Raw genomic sequence first — 23,696 nt, 5'->3', positions numbered from 1 at the left:
GTTTAAGTTAAGTAAATACGTTTAGCTAAAAGACTACTGAATAGTAACAATGATGCAGCAACCAAAGCTAGTTGCCACTGCAGAAATACCAGTAAAATAATTGCATCCAACAACACCATAGACTTAAGTAACAACATTACTAACAGCTGTGGCGATTCTTCAGAAGAAAATTTATAGGTATATATAGCAAAATATCCGAAAAACGCGACCAGAGGTAGTGTTTGCACATAGCTAATATCAATGACTTGGCCAATTGCTAGAGCGAATATCGCTGCACAGACAAACAAGCCACTAGCGAAAAAGCGAACTTTTGAAGGTAGCTTATTGGTTTCATAGTGACTAATCAGCGTAACGATTGCCGTGTAAAGACCAATTAAGGCCGCTATATATACGACAATAGTTTGAACCGTGTCAAAATAAGCCAGTACTAAACACCAATTAAGTGTTCTTACTAACCCCATATTCATTGGGCCGAAGAAACGACCTTTCGTTAAAAAGTTATAGCTGACTATGACGCCACCGAATATTAGGTTATATACGGTAAAATCTAGCGATACTAGGCTACTTAAAACGAGGGCAATGCCAGCCCAAAAAAGCGCAAAGCCTTTTGCCGCTGAGATTGAAATAGCCTGACTAGGCAGTGGTCTAAAAGGTCTTTCTTCACTGTCTTCTTTAAAATCTGCGATATCGTTGGTGATCATGCCAAATTGATACCAAGACAAGCTTATCAAAACCAATAGTAAATAGTCGGATAAGTTCAAGGCGACTTCGATAGATAACAGCGATAATAATGTTAGCGATGCCAATATGTTACTGGCGATAGAAAAAATTCCTGGCGCTCTAATCAGCTTTAGGTAACTCTTTAACATGCTTCAACTTCTGTTTGTGCTGGTGATACAGGAAGTTCGCTGATGTGCCTGCTAACGCATTCTTTCATCACTTGCTCATTAATATCGTTAACTTCTTTACATTGACCGATATCCGTTAGCATGGTGATACACAATTGACCACCTAAATGTGCGCGAAAGTTTTCTAATGATGCGCTCACATCGAGTGAGCTAATTGCGTCATGCTTGTCTTCAAAGCCGACACAGCGAATTAACTCTTCAATTTGTGCAAATTGAGTCTCAGTTATCCAACCCATTCGCTGGCTGTATTTAGAATCAATAAGTAACCCTAAAGCAACGGCTTCACCGTGTTTTAAGCTAAAGTTAGATATTTCTTCTAACGCATGTGCGCTCCAATGACCGTAATCGAGAGGCCGAGCTGAGCCTCGCTCAAATGGGTCACCATTATGGCAAATATGCTCTAAATGCAATTCCGCACAGCGTTTTATCATCTGCTGCATAGATGCAGGCTCAAATTCTTTTAGTTGATGACGGTTGCGATACAGTTCATTAAAAAAGTCAGCATCTTTGATCAAGGAGACTTTAATCGCTTCTGCGATGCCTGCGCGTTTATCTCGTGTCGGTAGAGATTCTATAAAATGGTAACTGTTAATAACGGCAAAAGGAGGAGCGAATGTACCAACAAAATTTTTGCGGTTATCATAGTTGATGGCATTTTTAACACCAACGCCCGCGTCGTTTTGCGCGAGTACTGTGGTGGGCATCCTAATCAAACGAATGCCGCGGTGGCAGATAGTAGCTGCATATCCGACCATATCTAGAAAAGCACCGCCGCCGATAGCTAAGATGTAATTGTGACGATCAATTTGGTAATCAATACAGGCATCAATGATTTGCTTAACATAGACATCGGTATTTTTACATTCTTCACCGCCTGGTAAAACCAAGGGAGTCTGTGCGTCTAAGTTTTGGGTATTCAGTAATATTGTTAATTGGGAACCTAAGCTGGGATCATTGTCGATTAGAGAAGTTTCGATAACGGGCAAAATTTTGCTGTTTGGTGCAATGTTTGCGAATAATTCACTGGCAGAGTCGCTGTTTAACAAGATGTTTTCTAGAAAAATAACCGAAAACTGAAAAGGTACAGCAAAACTTGCTTTAATTGACGACATCAAAAGTCCTTAATGTATACAAAAGCCGATATATATCCCTGTATTTATCGGTGTTTTAGAATCGTTTTGCATTCTATCATGAAACATACAATTAACAATCATGAACAAATATGAAATATCTGTGGAATTTATGGCTTTTAGTTGACCTTTAACCTCAGTAAAATTAAGATTTTGCCTTAGTCGTTACAAAAAAATAACAACAGGAAATCTCCCGTGAATGGAATAAATGCTAAATCGGCGTTATACGCGTTATGTTATGGACTTTTAACTGCTTTTACAGTGTATTTAGCATCGTGGAGTGAACAAAAGTGGCGTCCTTTACCTTTTTCTGAATTTTACTTAAGCGCAAGCGAAGTAGCTACAATCGCTGGTGTTTACGGTATTTTAACCTTTGCTATTATTTTACTTGGGCGAGCGTTAGATAAATCAAAAGAGCCGAGCCGAGCGTTTAGTCTTGATTATTTAAACTTTTTGCTCGCTTATACCATTGCTATTTTGTATTTCCTATTAGCCTCTTCTATTACTTTTAATCCTAATTTGTATGTGTATGTTGGCATTTACGCCAGTGCCGCAGCGTTGTTATTGCACTTAGTTTTTTATCGTCCAAACATCAAAGGCATTGGCAGTGCACTGCTATCTGTATTAAAGCGCTTTGGCTCTGTATATGGTGTGGTTGTTCTTATATTGTTTATAACGCCACTAGCTTTAGCGATTGGCTTTATATTCAGTCGTGATGTCGCAGACGTTATTACGGAAATTCGATTACAATTTAACAAAGCAACCGATGTTGAATACGGCCTTGTGCCAGTATTTGAAAACACTAATTTTCGTCGACCGATGATCGCGCGTTATGACGAGAAAAAGAAAGTGCTATACGTGCTTGAGCGCTCTGGGGATATGTACCAAGTAGACTACCCGAGTGGTGATAACAAGAAACTTGTTTTAGATATTAAAGATAAAGTCGGTATCGTTGATGTTGAAAATGGTGCATTAGGGTTCGATTTACATCCAAACTTTAATGAGCCAAGTTCTCCTCATTATCAGAGTATATTTTTGTATTACACAGCTTTTCACGACGGTAAGCAGCAAAATATCGTCTCTAAGTTTACATTCTCAAGTGATCTTTCTGGTAACGAGCAACCATTGATGGTGCTTAATCGAACGCCAGACGCCTATCACAATGGTGGTTCAGTCGACTTTGGACCTGACGGCTACTTGTATATTGCGCTAGGTGAAGGCGTTTACGTCATGCCACGTCGCGACAACAAAGAAGCCATCAGAGCGGCAATCGCTAGAATTGATGTTGACAACAAACCGACTAGTCAGCCTATCGATCAACAACCGGTTGATGGTAAAACTCAAGGGTATTCAATTCCTAAAGACAACCCATTTGTTAACGACGATGATGTGCTTGATGAGTATTGGGTAATGGGTCTTAGAAACCCATTTCGTATCTCATTTGATCCACAAACTGATCAACTTTGGTTGGGCGATGTAGGTTCAACGGTATGGGAAGAAGTTAATAAGGTCACTAAAGGTGAAAATTATCTTTACCCTTATATTGAAGGCCCTAAAACGGCTGATTTTACTGTACCTAAGGGCTTAAAAGGTAAGCCTACCCACCCTTATTACACGTATAAGCACTCTGCGTTTGACCGCGCCGTTATTGGTGGAGTTGTTTATCGAGGGGCTGAATATCCAGCGCTTACTGGCCTATACTTATTCGGTGATAACTTTTCAGGCAAAATCTTTGCAATCGAAACCGATAAGGTACAAGTCGATTCTTCTATATTGGTTGCTCAGGCTGAACAGTACGCACAGCGAGGTATCAGCTCTATAACCTATAGCCCTGAGGGTGAAGTATTTGTCACCTTATTAGGTGCCAAAGGACAAGACACCGGTCAGCTAATGCGATTAACGTCATTTGACCAAGCTCAAGAATACAAAGCTAAAGTAGGCGCAACTCAAGTTGAAGAGACTATTTCAGTTGCTGATACTAAATCCCTATATTTAGAAATGTGCGCTCGTTGCCATGGCAATGATGGTAATGGTAAAGGCCCTGACGCCAAGTTGTTTAAAGACATTAACATTGCTAACTTTACTTCTTCAGAATACCAGCGAGATAAATCGAGTATAGAAAGTATTATCAAAGATGGTGGTCCTGCAAATGGTTTAAGCCCATATATGCCACCTTGGTCAGCTGTATTGTCAGATAAAGAAGTTGCAGCTTTAGCAGATTACATTCAATCACTAAATGACGATAAGTAGTTAACTAAAGAGTAGGCAGTAAATAGCTTTACAGATGTTCGATTTATTAAAAGCAGAATATGGTTTTAAGACTGAATTCTGCTTTTATTTTTGTGTGTCGAAAAGTTAATCAGACTATTATTAAGAATCTTGCTTTTTTTTCGATTTTTCATCTATTGATATTGCACTGTGGGACAAGTTTCAAAGTGAGAAAAAGCAAGTTTTACATTAAAAATTTAGAACACGATAAGAAAAAATACAGATTTATTGACTCCATTTTATGTTAACAAAAACAAGCATAAAGCTGAATGCTAAGTGTTCTTAGGCCTTATTTTCATTGGCTTGTAGTGTCAGAGTTCAAATTTTGTGTTTATACTAAAGGTCGTTTCTTAAGGTATTTGGATAGGAAATATTGGTTATGCAAGATAAGTTTTTAAGTTGTATCTTTTCTGGCATCTGTCGTGTCAAATCGTTTTTTTTCTGTTCATTTGCATTATCAGTGTCGATAATCAATGCTCAGGAAATTGTGCCCCAATCTTATGGCTGGCATGAAATACCTAATTCTACTTTAGCCCCCCATTGCCCTGAAAATAACTTTAACGATTTTAATTATGACTTTGCAAATTATTGCAAAAACGTCACAAATGCTTGGAACAGCAGTGTTTACGATACCAAAAGGCAACGAATTTACTATTGGGGCGGTGGGCACAATGATTACTATGGAAACGAAGTTTACGCATTTGATCTAACGACAGGTTTGTTTTCTAGGCTTACTGATCCGGCTAAACCAGCTGACCCAGATTCAGCTGTTCAAAGCGAACTTGAACCTTACAATGGAACGCAACCTAACTCGAGACATACCTACGACGGCGTTGCTTACCTCGAAAAAGATGACTTGATGTGGGTTTTTTCAGGCTCTTTAGCGCATCCAAGTAGCGGAAATGACAATTTCACCTGGGTATTTAACATTGACAATAATGTCTGGAAGAAACTATCTCCTCGCGGAGACATTCCCGATGGTAACTATGGAGTTGTTTCTGCGTATGACCCGATAGACCAAGTTGTTTATTTGAATAACAGACATGGGTTTTATCGATACGAATATGATGAATCTGGCGGCGAATACACGCTGTTGAACGCTGAAGGATCTCTTAGTACCGGCCTAACTGCAACGATAGACTCTGTCGAACGTAAATTTATTATTGCAGGGCGCGGCTATTTAATTACTTATGATTTAGATGAAAGCACGGGCTACAAGAGACAAAGCCATGAGCTAAAGGGGGACGCTAATTTTATAAGTGAGCACAAATCACCAGGTTTGGCATTTAATTCGGGTAATAATCTGCTTTATGCGTGGACAGGAGATGGCTCAGTTTATAGTGCGACTACCAGCTCTCTTGAGTGGGAAAAGCAAGTTTTCAATAATGGACCTGATAGTTATTTTAGTCAGGGGACCTTTGACCGCTTTACTTATTTGGCAAATAAAAATGCGTTTTTTGTTTATAGTGATATAAACAAAAATGGCTTCACACTTAAAATACCAACGATTGCTGATTCTGAGAAGCCATCAACCCCTTCAAATGTTCAAGTAACCTCACCATTAGATCGTTCTATTTCAGTTACATGGCAAAGCAGTATCGACAACTTTGGTGTAGCTGGTTATAAGGTGTTTATTAATGATACTGAAATCGTAGAAACACAAGAAACGCAATATAAAACATTCTTAACGGATCCGTCACAGAAGGTTGAGATTCAAATACAAGCTTTTGATTCTATAGGAAATATTAGTGATAAATCTGCTGTAGTTAGTTACGAAGTACCGGAACTCACAAAAATCAGAAAATTGGGTGATTGTGCGGCTGAACCGCGCTTATCTGCTCGGGACGATATTGTACTATGTGAATCTTGGGAAAATGAGAACTGGTGGCAAGAAAACGGTTATTTAGATATAGCTGCCGTTGATGAGCCACGAGAAGTACAATCGAGTAGTGTTGAAAATGTTGAGGTAGTTTCTGAAGGTTGTTTGCAAGGAAAATGCTTGCAAGTCAACATGAATAAGGGAGAGATGCGTGCTTTAAGCGTGGCATGGCCTTTAAAGGCAGCAAATGTTGCTCCTGATAATGTTTTTCTTCGTTATCACATTAAGCTTTCTGATAACTGGGATGGCAACATGTGTAATAGTGAAGATCAAGTTGTCGGCTCAGGCGGTAAGTTTCCCGGTATTGCTGATATTCGTACTTATCGTGACCCTGTTGGTCAATGTGGTAATGGCGGATATTCGGGCGATGGTGTTAATTGTTTTTCTCAGCGAGCTATCTTTGGTGGCTGCAGTAATGCCGATGGTAGTCCATGCTCATTAGAAAGCGATATAGCGACACGATTTGGCTCTTATGTTTATCACTCGCAACAAAATGGCAGTACTGGTGATGCTGGCTACTGGCATGGCGCTAGCTTTGGGCAGTCGGGGGCTTCATTTGGAACGTGTAGCAATTCTGCAAGTAATATGAATTGTGGTAAGGGGGAAAGCGGGTTATTCGAGCGAGGTATTTGGTACCAAGTTGAAATGCAGATAAGAATGAATGACCCTGGTCGCGAAAATGGCATTATTAGAGGATGGGTTGACGGTCAGCTAAGTTTTGAAAAGCTTAATGTTGAATTCAGAGCAGAAAATCATGATTTATTACATAATCGTTTGATTTGGCTCGATATATACAAGGGTGGTGTTTACGGAAACTGTAATGACTCTAAGGTATATTTGGATCAAATGGTTGTTGCGTTAGACGCGCCTGTAGGAGGGTTAGATTCAGAGACTCTTCCTGCGCCAGAAATTACCATGACGGTAAGTTCAAACGATATTAGCACGTCAGAGCAAATTCAAGTTGATTGGCAATCGGAGAATAGTAACTCCTGTCAAGCAAGTGGTCTCTGGGAAGGGGAAAAGAGCACTATTGGTTCAGAGTCCATCTCTCCTGAAGCCAGTGGTTACGTGAAACTAAGCTGTAACGATAATAGTGGTAGTAGCTTTAGAGAGCTTGCGGTTATTGTAGATGGCAAACCTATTACTGAGGAAGATACACCTATCGATGGTGGGGGTGACTCTGGAGGAGATAACAGCTCAACTAACGCAATAGAGGTTGCTAATTTATCTGTAATAGAGCAAGAAAGCGGTACTGTTCTTATTAGCTGGGATTTACCCAATGAAAGTGAATCGATAGATAGCTTTAACATCTATTTAAACGAAAGCTTGGTTGCATCGACTGAGCAATCAAGTGTCACAATTGAAAGTTTGCCAAATAGCGCGCTAGCAACATTCTCTGTTCGAACGGTAAACACAGATGATATAGAATCGATTGGCAACCTCAAACAAACGGTCAAGCTCGATCAAGGATCAGCTGCAACAGTACTTTTAGCTAGCGGCGATACATACCTGACAACATCAACGTTTAGGAATTTAGGAGCAGAGCCTTACTTAGAAACTTCAAATACCCGAAATTTATTAATTGGGTTCTCTGATGAACAACTGGATAGCCTGGAGCAAGTTGAACAAGTATTTCTAGAACTCAATACTTATCAAGAGTTTGGTGATATTACATTAGAAGTTTATGCTGTTGAAAAGCCTTGGGAAGAGCTTTTAGCAACTAAAGATTATGCGATAAGTAGTTCATCAGCCTGGGATAACTTAAATGGTGATTGGCTAGATAGGCAACTTACTGCGCAAGGCGACGTACCTTTTGCAAGTATAGAATTAGAAGATGATGATTTACCGAATAAAGTGCAAATCGATGTATCAGACCTTGTGAGTGCTTGGCGTTCAGGTGAAGTACAAAATAATGGTTTGATGATTAAAGTTAATGGCGTATCCACATTTAAGTTCTACTCGAGAGAAAATGATGATTTTTCTTTGTGGCCTAAACTTTTAATCAATAACAGTAATATAGAGGAAGTAATTAAAGATGCTAGCGAGGATGTAACCTTGAACAGGTCTACATTCCGCAATCTTGGTACTGCAGATTCGTTAGGGGTATCGCCAAATCAAAATACGTTGTTGAGATTTAAAGTACCAGAATTAGAGCAAGCACTAACTCTCAAGTCTGCGACGCTAATCTTAAACAATTTTTATGTTTCAGGTCGTTCTTCATCGTTTAACGTGATGCTCCCTGATAAGCGCTGGCAAGAAATGCAAGCAACGAGAGAGTTTTTTATTATGTTTCCATACGGGATTTGGGAGAATTTTCTAGGGGACTGGCGTGATGCTTCAGGTGAAAGCAATGGAACAGATGCTTTTTCAACCAGCGACGTATTTGCATTAGGCGATAACAACGAAGTTAGTGTAGATGTTACGAATGCTGTTAAACGTTGGTTAGAAACAGATGACTCTGGAATTTACATTGAACTCATGTTGATAACCCCTGATTTAGGTTCTATGGTCTTTGACTCTAAAGACAATAGTAATGGTAGAGCGCCGCAACTGAAGCTTGAATATAGCCTAAGTCAATAATAATTCTACGATTGATTGCCTGCTAGATGCAGGCAATCACTTTAAAGCACTCTTGTTATCTACTTAGTTTGAGTTAGGGCCGATATATTCTTTGGCTATGACAATATCGTCGATATAAATAGAAAAGTCTTTTTTAGGTTTACTGGTACCACCGAAGTAAAAGTTGAACCATATTTTTTCTATTTTTAAATGCTCGGTGTTTCGAAAGTGCAGGCCGTCTTGACTAAACACTTTTTTCCCGTCTATCCAAGCCTCTATAATGCCATCGGCTATATTGGGGGTATTTAATTTTAACCTTTGTTCAATACTGTACCATTTTCCTGGTTTTAGCGCTGCTAAGGCTTGGCCCCAAGGCAATACCTTACCATATTTGTCTTCTCCAACTTGATAAATGTAACTGCCGATTGGCATCGAACCGTACCAAGGACTTTTCGAGCTAGCAACTGTTGCGTGAAAAGCGCCACGAGCCGACCAGCCTGAAAGTCCGTCGTTCCCTCTTCCGCCCCAACCAGCTTTGTTGTATGTTCCACCAAAACCAGGTAGCTTGCCACCATCAGAGATTTCTGCGCCGTGTTCTAAGTATAAATAATATCTGAAATAGGCTTCTTCCGGCTCATAGCCTATATTGTCTTTAAAGTAGTAATCAAAGTTTAGCGCGAGATTCTTGTCAGTAGTAAAGTGCGCTGCTACTGCTTTCCCCTTGGTGAACTTAAATGCATCCATATGGCTAATTAGCTCAAAGTTCGCCTTATTAATTAGGGGATCTTGTTGTTTATCTAGCCATGTACTTAACGTATTTATTATCGATGAATTACCATCAAAATTATCGGCGAAATACACTTGTGGGGCTTCTTGTAGCTCTTTAAGGGAGGATACGCCAGAGGCGAGCCCAGTCTCCACTTTTTGTTGTGGTGCTTTGGTTGAGGTTAACTGAATAACAGAAACATCGGTATCACCGAATTGTTTTGCAGTAGTGGTTAATTTTAGCGCGACACTTTTTATAGCGACCTTGTTATCGACAACTTTGTTAGGGATATCAAAGCTGAGTAATGATAAGTTATTTCTTCCTACAGAAAGCGTTTCTCGAGTACCAAGCGAATTAAAGGTCCCCGGAACAATCGTCATATCTGCTTTTGGTAATAGGTAAAAAGTGTCTTGATGTGTTGATATGACAAGTTGTGGATGATATCGAGGGCTTTTATGTTCTTTGCTGAAAAAATCCAATTTTCCTTTGCTGACACCGTTGTTAAGCAGTAAAACTAGGTTTTTTGACAGGTCTAATGTAAATAAATCGAACGTAATTTCTTCAGAAATATCTTTATCTTTTATCAGTTGTTTGTTTAAAAATACTCTATTCAAGTTTGAGTAGGCTTGGTCGAAATCAGATTTTAGCCATTCAATTCTTGCTTCAGTCGATCTGAATCGATAATTAGCGCTTTCATCAATTAACTGTTCAGAGAAACTGGTTGCAGGGAGGGAGAAGCCTGTGAGCAGGAGAATACTGAAAACCTTCGTAAATGTTTTAGCTGAAAAGAATCGATGACTATGTGGCATGTTTAATTCTACTATGTTGTTTTTAAAGCGTGATTTGTTGTTTTTAGTACTCTAGCGCCAATTTATCACTAAATTCGCTTTATTGTCACAAGTTTGATCGATTATAGTAGAGCTAATAAAACCGATATATGGAATATACAATGTCTAACAGCTGTTCAATTTTTCCGACAATAATGTGTGGAGGAAGCGGTTCTCGTCTTTGGCCCTTATCTAGAACTTACACGCCTAAGCAGTTTCTTGCTTTAACAAGTGAATACACCATGATTCAAGAGACGTGTTTACGATTACCTTCCGGCATGGATCACGGTATTTTCATTTGTAACGAAGAGCACAGGTTTGTTTTGGCAGAACAACTAAGGCAGATCCAGTTCACTTCTGACGCGATTCTCCTCGAGCCAGAAGGTCGCAATACTGCACCTGCACTTGCATTAGCAGCATTGGAAGCTATTAAAAAAGATCCTGACGCAATTCTATTAGTGTTGGCAGCGGACCACGTTATTCAAAATAATGAGGCTTTTCATCAAGCAATTGAGCGAGCCACTATTGCCGCTCAAGATGACGCCTTAGTGACATTTGGTATTGTTCCAGACAGACCTGAAACAGGCTATGGCTACATAAAATTTGATGCATCAGGAAAAGAAGTGCATCAGGTGTTGGAGTTTGTAGAAAAGCCACCGCTAGATGTCGCTGAAAAATATCTCGCTTCTAAGCAATATTTGTGGAACAGCGGCATGTTTATGTTTAAAGCCGCTCGTTATTTAGAAGAGTTGGCAAAATATGAAGCAGAAATTTTGACCCAATGCGAAAAGGCGATGAAAGGCGCTCAAAGCGACTTAGACTTTCTTCGTCCAGAAAAAGATAGCTTTTTAGCGTGTCCAGATCAGTCAATTGATTATGCGGTGATGGAAAGAACGAATAACGCTGTTGTTGTGCCTTTAGATGCTAACTGGAGCGATGTTGGCTCATACAGTGCATTGGCAGAGGTATTAGCAAGTGATGAAAACAATAACCAGTTATCTGGTGACGTGTTCACTCATAATACTAAAAACACCTATATCAATAGCCAAAATAAAATGGTGGCGGCTGTCGGCGTGGACAACTTAGTGATTGTTGATACACCTGATGCCGTGCTAGTTGCCGACAAAAACTGTGCGCAAGACGTTAAGAAAATTGTAGAGCAACTTAAAAAGAATGAACGCAGTGAAGTGTCATTTCAGCGTGAAGTTTACCGACCTTGGGGTAAGTACGACTCCATCGATATGGGTGAGCGTTTTCAGGTTAAGCGCATAACAGTAAAACCTGGCGCTAAACTATCGGTTCAAATGCATCATCACAGGGCTGAACACTGGATTATTGTTTCAGGTACTGCAAAGGTTACCATTGGCGAAACCACGCAATTGTTAACTGAAAACCAATCGACTTACATCCCCATTGGTGAAGTTCACGCGTTGGAAAATCCAGGAAAACTGCCTCTTGAGATGATTGAAGTTCAGTCGGGTAGTTATCTAGGTGAAGACGACATCGTTCGCTTTGAAGATCGCTATGGGCGAACATAGTAAAGTTGATGGGTATAAATAAAACTATTAACTTGGATAAAGATTATTTACAATTTCTTAATATTTTATTGAGCTAATGGCCTGTGGTTTAAAAGAAGATGAATTCAGATTTAACGTGTTTCAAAGCGTATGATATTCGAGGGAAGTTAGGCGACGAATTAAATGCAGACATTGCTTATAGAGTTGGGCGAGCTTATGCTCAAGTTATTCAACCAAAAAGTGTCGTTGTCGGTGGCGATGTTCGACTGACAAGTGAAGAGCTCAAACTCGCTGTTGCGCAAGGGTTAATGGATGGTGGCGCAAATGTTATTGACCTTGGCTTGTGTGGCACAGAGCATATTTATTTCGCGACCAGTCATTTAAATTGTGATGGTGGCATTGTGGTCACGGCTAGTCATAACCCAATTGACTACAACGGCATGAAGCTAGTTAGAGAAAACAGTAAGCCAATAAGTGGTGATACTGGCTTGTTTGATATAAAGGCGCTTGCTGAATCTCAACAATTTTCTCCTGTTCAACAACAAGGACAACTCGAAACTCACGATATCTCGTCCGCTTATACTGAACACCTTTTATCTTACGTAAACCCTGAAAATATAACGCCTTTAAAGTGCGTTGTTAATGCAGGTAATGGTGCTGCGGGACCTGCTTTAGATGTTATTGAGCAACACTTTAAACAGCTTAATATTCCTATTGAGTTTATTAAAATTCATCATGAGCCTGATGGTACATTTCCACATGGTATTCCAAACCCACTTTTAGTTGAAAATAGAGCCGCGACTCGAGAGGCTGTTATTGCACATAATGCAGATATGGGTATTGCGTGGGATGGTGACTTTGATCGCTGTTTCTTGTTTGATGAAAATGGTGATTTTATTGAGGGATATTACATTGTTGGCTTACTTGCAGAGAACTTTTTGGCGAAATCGAAAAAATCTAACAAACAAGATAACCGTATCATTCATGACCCAAGGTTGACATGGAATACCATAGATATCGTTGAAAGCATGCAGGGCCAGCCGATTCAAAGTAAAACAGGTCATGCTTTTATAAAAGAACGGATGCGCAAAGAAGATGCGATTTATGGTGGTGAAATGAGTGCGCATCATTATTTCAGAGACTTCTTCTACTGCGATAGCGGCATGATTCCTTGGTTACTAATCGCAGAGCTGATCTCTGTGAAGAAAACATCACTTTCCAAACTAGTGCAACAAAGAATTGCGAAATTCCCTTCTTCCGGCGAAATAAATAACCGTTTAGAAAATCCGTCATCGTCAATTGATAAAGTATTAGCGTATTACCAAGCGAGTGCTATTGAGATAGACAAGACAGACGGCATTAGTTTAGCCTTTGAGCAGTGGCGATTTAATTTAAGAAGTAGTAATACTGAGCCTGTTGTTAGGTTAAACGTTGAATCGAAGGGCGATGTGTCGCTGATGGAAAGCAAAACAAAAGAAATTTTAGATTTATTATTATCTTAACTAATTAAGCATGCATTAATTTGGCGCTGTGCTAATTAAGTGCGAAACACAACATTGGAATATGGTTTACGGATATAAATATGGCAGATAATTTTCAAGGTAAAATAGCAATTATTGGTTTGGGCTATGTCGGCTTACCATTGGCTGTAGAATTCGGTAAGAAATTCAAAACAATAGGATTTGACATTAATCAGTCTAGAGTGGATGAGCTAAATGATGGTGTAGATCGTACCTTAGAAGTGTCAACGGAAGAGTTAAGGTCGGCAACACATTTAACTTGCACGTATAAAGAAGAAGATATCAAAGGGTGCGAATATTATATCGTGACCGTACCTACGCCAATCGATCAACATAAGCAGCCAGATTTAACGCCTCTTGTAAAAGCCTCAGAGTTATTGGGACGCGTTATTGAGAAAGGTGCCATTGTTGTTTATGAGTCAACCGTTTACCCAGGTGCTACAGAAGAGGCTTGTGTGCCGATCCTAGCGGAAAAGTCAGGATTAACATTTAACGAAGACTTTTATGTTGGTTACTCTCCTGAAAGAATTAACCCAGGTGATAAAACTCATAGATTACCTAGCATACTTAAAGTGACATCAGGTTCTACCCCTGAAATTGCCGAGCAAGTAGACAATCTTTATAAAACGATTATTACTGCTGGTACGTACAAAGCGTCAAGTATTAAAGTTGCGGAAGCCGCTAAGGTTATTGAAAACACGCAACGAGACGTCAATATTGCCTTAATAAATGAGCTTTCTATTATTTTCAATCGTTTAGGAATTGATACGCTTGAGGTTTTAGAAGCTGCAGGTACTAAGTGGAATTTTCTACCTTTCAGACCGGGCTTAGTCGGTGGCCATTGTATTGGCGTTGATCCTTATTATTTGACTCATAAAGCGCAGGCAGTGGGCTATCACCCAGAAATGATTTTAGCAGGCCGTCGTTTGAATGATGGAATGGGGCAATATGTTGTATCGCAATTAGTTAAAGGCATGTTGCAAAAGCGCATTCAGGTGGATCAATCTAACGTGTTAGTGATGGGCTTAACCTTTAAAGAAAATTGCCCAGATTTACGAAATACTCGTATCATCGATATCGTAGAAGAACTTAAAGATTACAACGTTAATGTCGATGTGGTCGATCCTTTATGTTCAGCTGAAGAAGCTATGCATGAGTATGGCATTTCGTTGAAAGCTAAAGCAGACGAAAACAAGTATGATGCTGTTATTCTAGCGGTTGCACATGAAGAATTTAAAACAATGGGCATTGAAGCGATTAAATCTTATGCCCGTGATAATCATGTTATTTATGATTTAAAATGTGTTTTAGATAAAGAACACGTTGATATGCGTCTGTAATGGTCATGGTGGAAGGGAATATGTCACAATTTGAACAAGTAAAAAACACATTAACAGAAAGTCCTAAAACATGGCTGGTAACCGGCGTAGCGGGTTTTATCGGTTCTAACTTGTTAGAAGCTTTATTAAAACTAAATCAAAAAGTTATTGGTTTAGATAATTTTGCTACTGGCTACCAAAAAAATCTCGATGAAGTGCAAGGCTTAGTCACTGAGCAACAATGGCAAGCATTTACATTTATTGAGGGCGATATTCGAGACTTTGATACTTGCAAACAAGCGAGTGAAGGCGTTGATTTTGTATTGCACCAAGCTGCACTCGGCTCTGTACCGCGTTCGATCGCAGATCCGATAACTTCAAATGCTGCGAATATAACTGGTTTTTTAAATATGCTAGAAGCGGCTAAGCAAAATCAAGTAACTAGTTTTGTTTACGCGGCAAGTAGCTCAACTTATGGCGATCATCCTGCCCTGCCTAAAGTTGAAGAAAATATTGGTAACCCTTTGTCTCCATATGCTGTCACTAAATACGTAAATGAGCTTTATGCCAGTGTATACGCGAGAACTTATGATTTTAATTGTATAGGCTTGCGATATTTTAACGTTTTTGGTCGTAGACAAGACCCAGATGGTGCTTATGCGGCAGTTATTCCTAAATGGACAGCGTCGATGATCAAAGGCGAAGAAGTGTTCATAAATGGTGATGGTTTAACAAGTCGAGATTTTTGTTATATCGATAATACGGTACAAATGAACATTCTTGCGGCAATGGCATCGCAAGATGCTAAAAACGAAGTGTATAATGTCGCTGTTGGTGATCGTACGACGCTAAACGATTTGTTTTCATCTATTAAACAAGCGTTAAATGAAAACAATATGAGGATTGAACTAGAACCGACGTATCGTGATTTTAGAGCTGGGGATGTAAGACATTCGCAAGCAGATATCTCTAAAGCACAGACAAAACTTGGCTATCAGCCAAAATATCGAATCGCACAAGGTATTACGGAAGCTATGCCTTGGTATTTAAACAACGTTAAATAGTGTTGAAAAAAAGGTTTTAAACATGAAAGTAGGGATAGTGGTTGGTACACGCCCAGAAATTATTAAAATGGCGCCAGTAATACGCGAATGTCAAAAGCGTGGACTGCCCTATTTTATTATCCATTCGAATCAACATTACTCAGAAGAGATGGATAGTATCTTTTTTAAAGAACTACAGTTACCTCAACCTAATTACAATTTAGGGGTTGGCTCTGGGCTACATAGTAATCAAACAGGTAATATCCTAATAAAGATGGAACCTATTCTAGTTGATGAAAAGCCTGATGTTGTCTTAGTACAAGGTGATACTAATACTGTGTTAGCTGGTGCATTAGCTGCATCTAAATTAGGCATTAAAGTTGGACATATCGAAGCTGGTCTTCGTAGCTATGACCGAACCATGCCTGAAGAAACTAATCGTATCATGACGGATCATATTAGTGACTACTTGTTCGCTGTAGGTCCTAATCAACACAAAATTTTGTCAAAAGAGGGCATCGATGCTGACAAGATTTTTACCGTTGGAAATACCGTATCGGACTCATTATTTCAGCACCTTGAGATATCAGCGCAAGAGAGCAATATTCTTGAGACAGTAGGGGTTTCGGAAAAGTCGTACTTTTTAGTGACCGCGCATCGCGCATCAAACGTTGACATTCCGTCAAACTTAAAAGAATTATTAGCGCTTTTCGATAAGCTACACGCGCAATATAGCCAACCAATCGTATGGCCAATTCACCCTCGTACGCAAGCTAAGCTCAAAGAATTCGGTATTGAAGTTCCTTCTTATTTGAAACTTTTACCGCCTATTGGCTATTTAGATTTTATTCAGCTACAAAAACAAGCCCAACTTATTCTTACTGACTCAGGCGGTATTCAAGAAGAAGCGTGTTTGTTGGGTGTGCCATGTATAACTTTAAGAGAAAATACTGAGCGCCCTGAATCAATTGAAGTAGGTGCAAACGTACTGGTCGGCCGTGATGCAGATAAGGCACTAGCAGCAGCGCAAGGCTGGTTAGCAAAAGGTGAGTTTTCTTGGGAGAACCCGTTTGGTGACGGACATGTTGCAGAAACCATCATCGATATCATTACGGGAGCTAAACCGCTAGAAGACGATAAAATTGTTGCGAAGCACGAAACTGTGGCTGTAGTTGGTATGGGATATATGGGCCTGCCAATCGCCAGCTTAATCGCACAAGCAGGTTACCAAGTTACTGGTATTGATTTAAGCCAAGCTAAGGTGGATTCAATTAATAAAGGCGAATGTCCATTTGATGAAGTGGGTATGCCAGAATTAGTCTCTAAAGTTGTTGAACAAGGATTCCTAAAAGCGTCTACCGAGATCCCATCTAGCGACACTTATTTAGTCGCAGTGCCGACACCACATAAAGATAATGCCTGTGATAGAAGCTATGTATTTAGCGCAGCAGATGCAATTGCTAAAGTTGCAAAAGATGGCCAAACGGTAATCGTTGAATCGACAATCTCGCCACAAACGAGTTTAGCAGTAGAGAAGCGTTTTGCAGAATTAGGTATTAATGTCGATGTGGTACATTGCCCTGAACGTGCAATTCCAGGTCAAACCTTACATGAATTGGTAACCAATGACCGTATAATTGGTGCTGCAAATCCTGATGCTCAGCAGAAAGTAAAGCGTTTATATCAGAGTTTTGTTACTGGTGAAGTCTTTCTAACAGACTTAACTACTGCCGAATGCGTTAAATTGGTTGAAAACACTTCGAGAGATGTAGGTATTGCATTTGCAAACGAATTAGCAGAGATTGCTAACGAGTTAGATGTCGATGTTTATGAAGTGATCAAATTAGCGAATCGTCACCCTAGAGTGAATGTATTAACACCTGGCCCTGGTGTTGGCGGACACTGTATTCCAATTGATCCTTGGTTTTTAGTAGAAGGTACTAAAGCGGGTGATTTTGTAAGATTGGCTCGTAAAATAAATGATGATCGTCCAAAGTTAGTTGCACAACAAGCAATCGATTTACTACAGTCAGTTAAAGGGACCAAAGTGGGTATTTTAGGCGTTGCTTATAAAGCTAACGTAGATGACTGTAGAGAAACGCCAGCTGATGCCATTTTAGCTTACTTTAAAGAAGCTGGAATAGAAGTGAAGTATCATGATCCGTTTGTACCAACATGGGATTGCCCAAAAGCCGAGTCTATACAAGAAATTGATGACTGGGCAGACACGCTTATCTTAGTTACCGATCACACTTGTTATAGTAGTTTGAAGGTAGAGACCCCATTGCTAAATACACGAGGATAAGGTTGAAAAGCTCATCTTAGGATGAGCTTTTGTCTATATAGATAAGTAATAAATTAAATGAAGCTTCTTCATTAAAACAATAATAATTAGGGAAAATATTTATGTTAAGAAAGACCATTGTGGCGTCAGCGATTGTAACTGTGCTGCTAAGCGGCTGTGGGGATAATGCGACTGTTGATACTTATTTAGCTGAAGCAGATACACAATTAGCGGCAAATCAGATTAATGCATCAGAAATTGCACTTAAAAATGCATTGCAGTTAGAGCCAAACAATGGTTTGGTTCGGTTTAAACTAGGACAGCTTTACTTATCACAAGGTAATAGAGCTAGCGCAATTAAGGAACTTGAAAAAGCGCAAGAGCTTGAATACCGTGGCCGAGGGCTTGTTAACGCACTTGCCCGAGCGTACCTTATTTTAGATCAAAACGAAGACGTGATTGCGTTAGAGAAAGATTCCAAAGGCCTTCCAGAAAATATCTTAGTTCAATATCAGTCTTATCAAATAGTGGCATTGATTAAAGTCGGTGAAGTAGATAAAGCTAAAAGAGTATTTGAAGAGATTAGTGATACGCTACGTGACACTGAATTTGGCTTTCTAGCTCAAGCTTATATTGCGCTAGCGAATAATGACCTTGAACAAGCTTCTCAATTGGTTGCTAAGGCACTAACGAAAAATGGTAATAATCCTGAAGCGTTAATGTTAAGTGGTCAAATTGCGGGAACACAGCAAGATTTCGTAGCGGCAGCTGACTTTTTCAAACAGTACTTAACTCAGCAGCCTCAATCACGCTTCGTAAATTTAATGATTGCTGATGCATTGGTTAAAACCGACAACTATTTAGAAGCAGAAAAGTATGCTGATCTTATTATGGAAGCAATTCCAAATCAGCCAGTAGCTGTGTATGTAAAAGCGCTTGTCCGTTTTGTTGAAAAAGACTATGAACAGGCAAAAGAATATGCCGAAAAAGGGCTAAATAACAAATATATGGTGCCTCACCTGCGTTTAGTAGCAGGTGTGAGTTCATTCTACCAAGCTAATTACGAGCAAGCGAACCTACATTTAGGCGCAATTGTTAATTATATGAAAGCCGATCATCCAGCAAGAAAAATGTATGCGGTGAGTCAATTTCATATAGGGTCGATAGATGGCTTAACGGAGTCATTAGAAAGCTTCACTCCTGTAACTAACGAAGATAAAGACTTCATGTCTTCAATGAGTTTTAGTTTGTATTCTTTGGGGGCGACGAAACAAGCACAAGCATTAGCTAACAAAGTTGCTGAAGCTGGCGAAGGTAGCCCGTTTGATGCGAGTCGAGCAGGCTTGTTAAAGCTCATGATCAATGATGCATCTGGCGCAGATGATTTAGAAAAAGCATTGGCAGCTAATCCTGAATTGATTGGTGCTGAACTAGCGTTGGCCTATGTAGCACTGGAATCGGGAGAGCTAGAAAAAGCACTTACCACCACGTTAAATTGGCAAAAAAAATACCCGGAAAAAGCGGAAGGATATAATCTAGCCGCGGCAATTTATAGTAAGCAAGAAGAGTATTCTAAAGCCTATGAATCGTTGGACAAAAGCTTATCGGTAGTACCTGATAACCCGTTTGCTTTAACAGAGAAAACTGCTGTTTTAACAAAATTGAATAAAGTAGAAGAAGCTAAGGGAGTAGCAACAAAAGCAGCGAACCTGTACCCCAATAATATTAAAGCATTACGCAATTTTTACGCCCTAACTAAATCCGAAAATGCATTAGCGAAAATAGAGCAAGGGTATAAAAACAACCCTCAAGACAATAGATTTCTCGTGCTATATATGGAAGCGCTGATAGACCAAGGCCAGTCAGATAAGATGTTGGCAGTTGTCGATGCCATAGAGAAGGATGTTCGAACTGATAAAAAAGTGTGGCAACTCGAGGTGCTGATTCATCAAAGAAACAAAGATGCTGAACAGTTAAAGGCGACATTGACGGAATGGATGGAAAAAAATCCATACCACGTTGAGCCTGTACTTATACTAAGCAATTATTACGTGCGAATTCGTGATCTTGATAAAGCAATTAGAACCATCGATAGAGCGTTGAATACGCAACACGAAGAAAGTCAAAATTTAAAGCTCCTTAAATTACAGCTCTTGCTTGACGCACGCGATGTCGACCAGGCAAGGCTACTATATCGTCAATTAGATAAATCTACGATTTCGTCAGAAATAAAAGCTGGCATTGAGGGGCGCATCGCCTTTTTAGATGAGGATTTTGATAAAGCCGTAGAGTTGCTAACTACTTTTTACAAGTTTAAACCTAATAGTCAAACAGCAGTATTGATTGGTATTGCCCAACAACGTCTTGGAGATACAGAAAGTGCAGTTGCGTCGATAGAGCAACATTTATCTGAGAATCCAAAAGATGTATCGGCTAAAAATGTGTTAGCCAGTTTGTACCTTGAATCTGATGTGGAAAAAGCATATCGACAATATCAAGAGCTGGTAGAGCTACAACCTAATAACTTTGTTGTGCTAAATAACTTAGCTTGGTTAGCGGCTGAAAAAAACGATTTAGAAAGTGCCTTACAATATGTTGAAAGGGCTTATGAATTAAGGCCTCAGATACCAAATGTCGTCGATACGTACGCTAAGGTATTGCTAAAACTAGACAGAAAAAGAGAAGCGTTAGTAAAAGCTAAAGAAGCGCAAACACTGACAAAAGGTCGTGATATCGATATTGGCTTAAACTATGTTGAAGTATTGTTGGCAAATAGTAGAAATAACGAAGCTAAAAAAGTGCTTTCTACTATTGTACCGGTAAGCAAAGAGCAACTTGCTAGAAAAGACAAATTGAGCCAAGCGTTATAAAGGAAATTAACCATGAATTTATTTAAAAAATCTCTACCAGTCGCCATGATAGTAGCGGCTATTGGTTTAAGTGGATGTAGTGAAGATTTGTCTGTTGAACAACAAATTTCTCAGGCTCAACAACTTGTCGAGCAAAATGAACTTGGCGAAGCTCTCATTGCGCTAAAGAATACAATTCAGACCAATCCTGAAAACCCCGAAGCTCGATTACAGCTAGGGTTGGTGTATTTAAAGCTTGGCCAATATGAAAATGCTGAAAAAGAATTAGAGCGTGCGCGAAATCTTAATGTTCAAAGCGAACTATTAACGCCTGCATTAGCTAGAGTGCATTTTAAACTGGACAATGTACAAACCGTCAAAGCATTGATTGATAACGCTGGCAATCTATCAGATAGCTTGTATCAAGAAACCTTATATTATGGTGTATTAAGCGCTCTAGATAACAACAGCAAGCGTCAAGCTGAAGATTACGCTAAAGAATCTAAAACGATTGATATGAATAACTTCTATTCTCTGCTAAGTATGGCTTGGATAGCTTATAGCGATGAAGAATATGGTACCGCTTTAGAGTTGATTTCGTCAGCGCAAGAGTTACAACCTGAAAATTTAGAAGGCTTGCGCTTAAAAGGGCTTATATATCAGCGTCAAGGCCAGCATCAACTAGCGGTAGAACAATTTAAAACGCTTGCGGATACTAACCCTTATGATAATGGCAACAAACTCGCGTTGGTTTACAGCTATATTATGAATGACCAGCATGAGCAAGCGCAGCAGATTCTGACACCATTGCTAACGAAATTCCCTAAAGAGCCTAATGCTAATTACTATCAGTCGCTGTATTACTTTACTCAGAATAATCATGAAGCCGCTAAGGAATATGCTGAAAATACCTTAAATGTAAGCAAGAATCATAATGCCGCAAGAGTCATTGCGGGTATTAGCGCTTACTATGTAAATAATCTTGAACAGGCGTATAGCCACCTCACGCCAATTGTGGATGAATTGTCACCTGATAGCCCAGTTTTACAGTTATTTACTCTGATCCAAGTAGATCTTGGTTACGACGAAAAGTTACTGTCGTCTGTGTCCGATACTAAATCGTTAAATCGAAATGACTCTAAGTTGCTACTTACCAATTTCAAGAAGATGCTTGATGAAGGTAAGTATGAAGAGTCGATGAAGCTATTGGGTAAAGTTGATGAGCTTGCACTATCTGACGCTGACAGTCTCGCGAACCGAGGAAAAATGAAATTAACGCTTGGATTAACCAGTGCAATCGACGACTTAGAGCAGGCCAATTTAATCGACGTAAATAACAACGATAATCAACTGGTGCTAGTTTACGCACTAATGCAACAGGGTGATGCAGAGCGTGCATTGAAAAACCTAAAAGCTTGGCAAGAAAAAAATCCAGAGTCCGTATCAGCACTTAATTTGGAAGCGATCGTATTAAATGATCTTGGCCGCAAACAAGAAGCAGAGCAAGTGTTTAAAAAGGTGCTAGAGATCAATGACTATAATCCCGCATCTTTAGTTTTCTTTGCCGAAGAAGCGTATCTGAAAAACGATTTCAACACCGCAGAGCGTCATTTAAAGCACTTGTTAGAAGATAAGCCCAATCATATCATTGCCATTAATAAATTAGCTAAGGTCTACGTTGCTGCTGGCCAAGAAGACAAAGCTAAAGAATTAATGCAGAGCTATAACGACAAAGAGCCTAACAATCCAATCTATAACATGATGTACGCTCGCGCCCTTTTCGCGTCAAAACGTTATACGCAAGTAATAGAAATTCTTGAAGACCCACAACGGTCCTCGCTTCTTTCTGCGGGTCAGCATTACTATTTATTACTTGCTAATTCTTACAGAGAAACTGAGCAACCTGAAAAAGAAATTAGTACATTTGAAAACTGGTTCAAATCTGAGCCAGATAATGAGTTAGCTGCCCTTCGACTGATATATGCCTATAGAGAAAATCAGCAATTTCAAAAAGCCGTAGATGTTATAGATCTGAATGCTTCAACATTTAATAATTTATCATTTAAAACGCTGAAAACCGCTATTCAGACTCAAATGCTCGATTATCAAGGCGCTAAAGAAACGCTAGACACTTTAACAGTGCAGGAAAAGGCAACTACATTGGCAACTTTAGAGAAAGGCAGGTTGCTATTTGCAGAACAGCAATACGAAAAAGCTTTGCCTTTACTGATTGCTTTTTATCAACAAAACCCAACATCGCTCAGTGCAGGGCTAATTAGTGAAAGTTATTGGATGTTAGGCGACCAAGACAAAGCGACAGCATTTATTAAACAGCATCGCGCTAAACAGCCTACAGATAATCGTGCACTATTGTTGCTAGCTCAATACACAATGGAATCATCACCTAAGGAATCGATAGGCTATTATGAGACTTTGGTTACTTTAGCACCGAATAATACGCTCATTTTAAATAACTTAGCATATCTATATAGTACGCAGTCTGAATTAGATAAGGCACAAAAATACATAGATCAAGCGCTTAAGGTAGCGCCTAATACTGCGTTTATAGTGCATACCGCTGCAGAAATTGCTGAAAAAAGAGGAAATAATAAACAGGCGTTAGAGTTGTATCAAAAAGCCGCTACGCTTGCGCCCGAAAACAAAGAGTTTAAGGATGACGCTGAACGTGCTCAAAAACGAGTTAACGGCTAGTGAATTTAAGTGTCAGCTTTTTTTACATTGTAGTAGTTTAGATGATCGAGTTTGTGAAAAAATCATTTGATTACAGTCACTTAAAAAGTTGGCACGGACTTGGCATTGTATTAGG

Annotated in this window: 12 protein-coding genes; 9 read left to right on the top strand and 3 right to left on the bottom strand. The window is 39.5% G+C overall.

Annotated features, from left to right (window positions below; all coding sequences use genetic code 11):
• Window positions 1-2: 2 nt before the first annotated feature.
• Window positions 3-869, bottom strand: a complete 867-nt coding sequence (locus ACOB80_RS18490) for a UbiA family prenyltransferase (protein WP_473167351.1) — start codon at window positions 867-869, stop codon at window positions 3-5.
• The gene (locus ACOB80_RS18485; protein WP_473167350.1) at window positions 863-2,020 is read right to left on the bottom strand and encodes a 3-dehydroquinate synthase; all 1,158 of its coding nucleotides are present in this window, start codon (window positions 2,018-2,020) and stop codon (window positions 863-865) included. Before ACOB80_RS18485 ends, ACOB80_RS18490 begins: the two co-directional genes overlap by 7 nt.
• A gap of 213 nt (window positions 2,021-2,233) precedes the next feature.
• Here ACOB80_RS18485 and ACOB80_RS18480 point away from each other — a divergent pair, with 213 nt between their 5' ends.
• Both ACOB80_RS18480 and ACOB80_RS18475 read left to right on the top strand, forming a co-directional pair.
• A complete protein-coding gene (locus tag ACOB80_RS18480) occupies window positions 2,234-4,288 on the top strand; it encodes a PQQ-dependent sugar dehydrogenase (protein WP_473167349.1) in 2,055 nt (684 codons plus the stop codon).
• 397 nt (window positions 4,289-4,685) lie between these two features.
• Window positions 4,686-8,765, top strand: coding sequence for a disaggregatase related repeat-containing protein (locus tag ACOB80_RS18475; RefSeq protein WP_473167348.1), 4,080 nt, complete (start codon window positions 4,686-4,688; stop codon window positions 8,763-8,765).
• A 63-nt stretch (window positions 8,766-8,828) separates the two neighbouring features.
• Here the strand turns inward: ACOB80_RS18475 and ACOB80_RS18470 are convergent, their stop codons facing one another.
• Window positions 8,829-10,319: a polysaccharide lyase gene (locus ACOB80_RS18470; protein ID WP_473167347.1), complete on the bottom strand. Its 1,491-nt coding sequence runs from the start codon at window positions 10,317-10,319 to the stop codon at window positions 8,829-8,831.
• Between the two features lie 140 nt (window positions 10,320-10,459).
• Between ACOB80_RS18470 and ACOB80_RS18465 the strand changes: the two genes are divergently transcribed.
• The 7 genes from ACOB80_RS18465 to prsT (ACOB80_RS18435) all read left to right on the top strand — a co-directional run bounded on the left by ACOB80_RS18465 (window position 10,460) and on the right by prsT (ACOB80_RS18435) (window position 23,581).
• On the top strand, window positions 10,460-11,875 hold the full coding sequence (locus tag ACOB80_RS18465; RefSeq protein ID WP_473167346.1) for a mannose-1-phosphate guanylyltransferase/mannose-6-phosphate isomerase: 1,416 nt from the start codon (window positions 10,460-10,462) through the stop codon (window positions 11,873-11,875).
• Between the two features lie 98 nt (window positions 11,876-11,973).
• Window positions 11,974-13,356, top strand: a complete 1,383-nt coding sequence (locus ACOB80_RS18460; RefSeq protein ID WP_473167345.1) for a phosphohexomutase domain-containing protein — start codon at window positions 11,974-11,976, stop codon at window positions 13,354-13,356.
• An 80-nt stretch (window positions 13,357-13,436) separates the two neighbouring features.
• Window positions 13,437-14,714, top strand: a complete 1,278-nt coding sequence (tviB, locus tag ACOB80_RS18455; protein WP_473167344.1) for a Vi polysaccharide biosynthesis UDP-N-acetylglucosamine C-6 dehydrogenase TviB — start codon at window positions 13,437-13,439, stop codon at window positions 14,712-14,714.
• Between the two features lie 20 nt (window positions 14,715-14,734).
• On the top strand, window positions 14,735-15,757 hold the full coding sequence (locus ACOB80_RS18450) for an NAD-dependent epimerase/dehydratase family protein (RefSeq protein WP_473167343.1): 1,023 nt from the start codon (window positions 14,735-14,737) through the stop codon (window positions 15,755-15,757).
• Between the two features lie 22 nt (window positions 15,758-15,779).
• Window positions 15,780-18,041 carry a non-hydrolyzing UDP-N-acetylglucosamine 2-epimerase gene (gene wecB / locus ACOB80_RS18445; RefSeq protein ID WP_473167342.1) on the top strand — a complete coding sequence of 754 codons (2,262 nt, stop codon included), beginning with the start codon at window positions 15,780-15,782 and terminating at the stop codon, window positions 18,039-18,041.
• A 101-nt stretch (window positions 18,042-18,142) separates the two neighbouring features.
• The gene (prsT, locus tag ACOB80_RS18440; protein ID WP_473167341.1) at window positions 18,143-20,890 is read left to right on the top strand and encodes an XrtA/PEP-CTERM system TPR-repeat protein PrsT; all 2,748 of its coding nucleotides are present in this window, start codon (window positions 18,143-18,145) and stop codon (window positions 20,888-20,890) included.
• A 12-nt stretch (window positions 20,891-20,902) separates the two neighbouring features.
• Entirely contained in the window at window positions 20,903-23,581 is a 2,679-nt protein-coding gene (prsT, locus tag ACOB80_RS18435; protein ID WP_473167340.1) for an XrtA/PEP-CTERM system TPR-repeat protein PrsT, read from the top strand.
• Window positions 23,582-23,696: the final 115 nt, after the last annotated feature.

This window comes from Thalassotalea coralli (genome assembly GCF_055786205.1).
The sequence above is the reverse complement of the archived record's forward strand: the minus strand, read 5'-3'. Positions and strand labels throughout refer to the sequence as shown.

Excerpts from the sequence above, each read along its gene's own strand:
- ACOB80_RS18490 (WP_473167351.1), bottom strand. The coding sequence starts at position 869 with ATGTTAAAGAGTTACCTAAAGCTGATTAGAGCGCCAGGAATTTTTTCT.
- ACOB80_RS18485 (WP_473167350.1), bottom strand. The coding sequence starts at position 2,020 with ATGTCGTCAATTAAAGCAAGTTTTGCTGTACCTTTTCAGTTTTCGGTT.
- ACOB80_RS18475 (WP_473167348.1), top strand. The coding sequence starts at position 4,686 with ATGCAAGATAAGTTTTTAAGTTGTATCTTTTCTGGCATCTGTCGTGTC.
- ACOB80_RS18470 (WP_473167347.1), bottom strand. The coding sequence starts at position 10,319 with ATGCCACATAGTCATCGATTCTTTTCAGCTAAAACATTTACGAAGGTT.
- ACOB80_RS18465 (WP_473167346.1), top strand. The coding sequence starts at position 10,460 with ATGTCTAACAGCTGTTCAATTTTTCCGACAATAATGTGTGGAGGAAGC.
- ACOB80_RS18460 (WP_473167345.1), top strand. The coding sequence starts at position 11,974 with ATGAATTCAGATTTAACGTGTTTCAAAGCGTATGATATTCGAGGGAAG.
- tviB (WP_473167344.1), top strand. The coding sequence starts at position 13,437 with ATGGCAGATAATTTTCAAGGTAAAATAGCAATTATTGGTTTGGGCTAT.
- ACOB80_RS18450 (WP_473167343.1), top strand. The coding sequence starts at position 14,735 with ATGTCACAATTTGAACAAGTAAAAAACACATTAACAGAAAGTCCTAAA.
- wecB (WP_473167342.1), top strand. The coding sequence starts at position 15,780 with ATGAAAGTAGGGATAGTGGTTGGTACACGCCCAGAAATTATTAAAATG.
- prsT (WP_473167341.1), top strand. The coding sequence starts at position 18,143 with ATGTTAAGAAAGACCATTGTGGCGTCAGCGATTGTAACTGTGCTGCTA.
- prsT (WP_473167340.1), top strand. The coding sequence starts at position 20,903 with ATGAATTTATTTAAAAAATCTCTACCAGTCGCCATGATAGTAGCGGCT.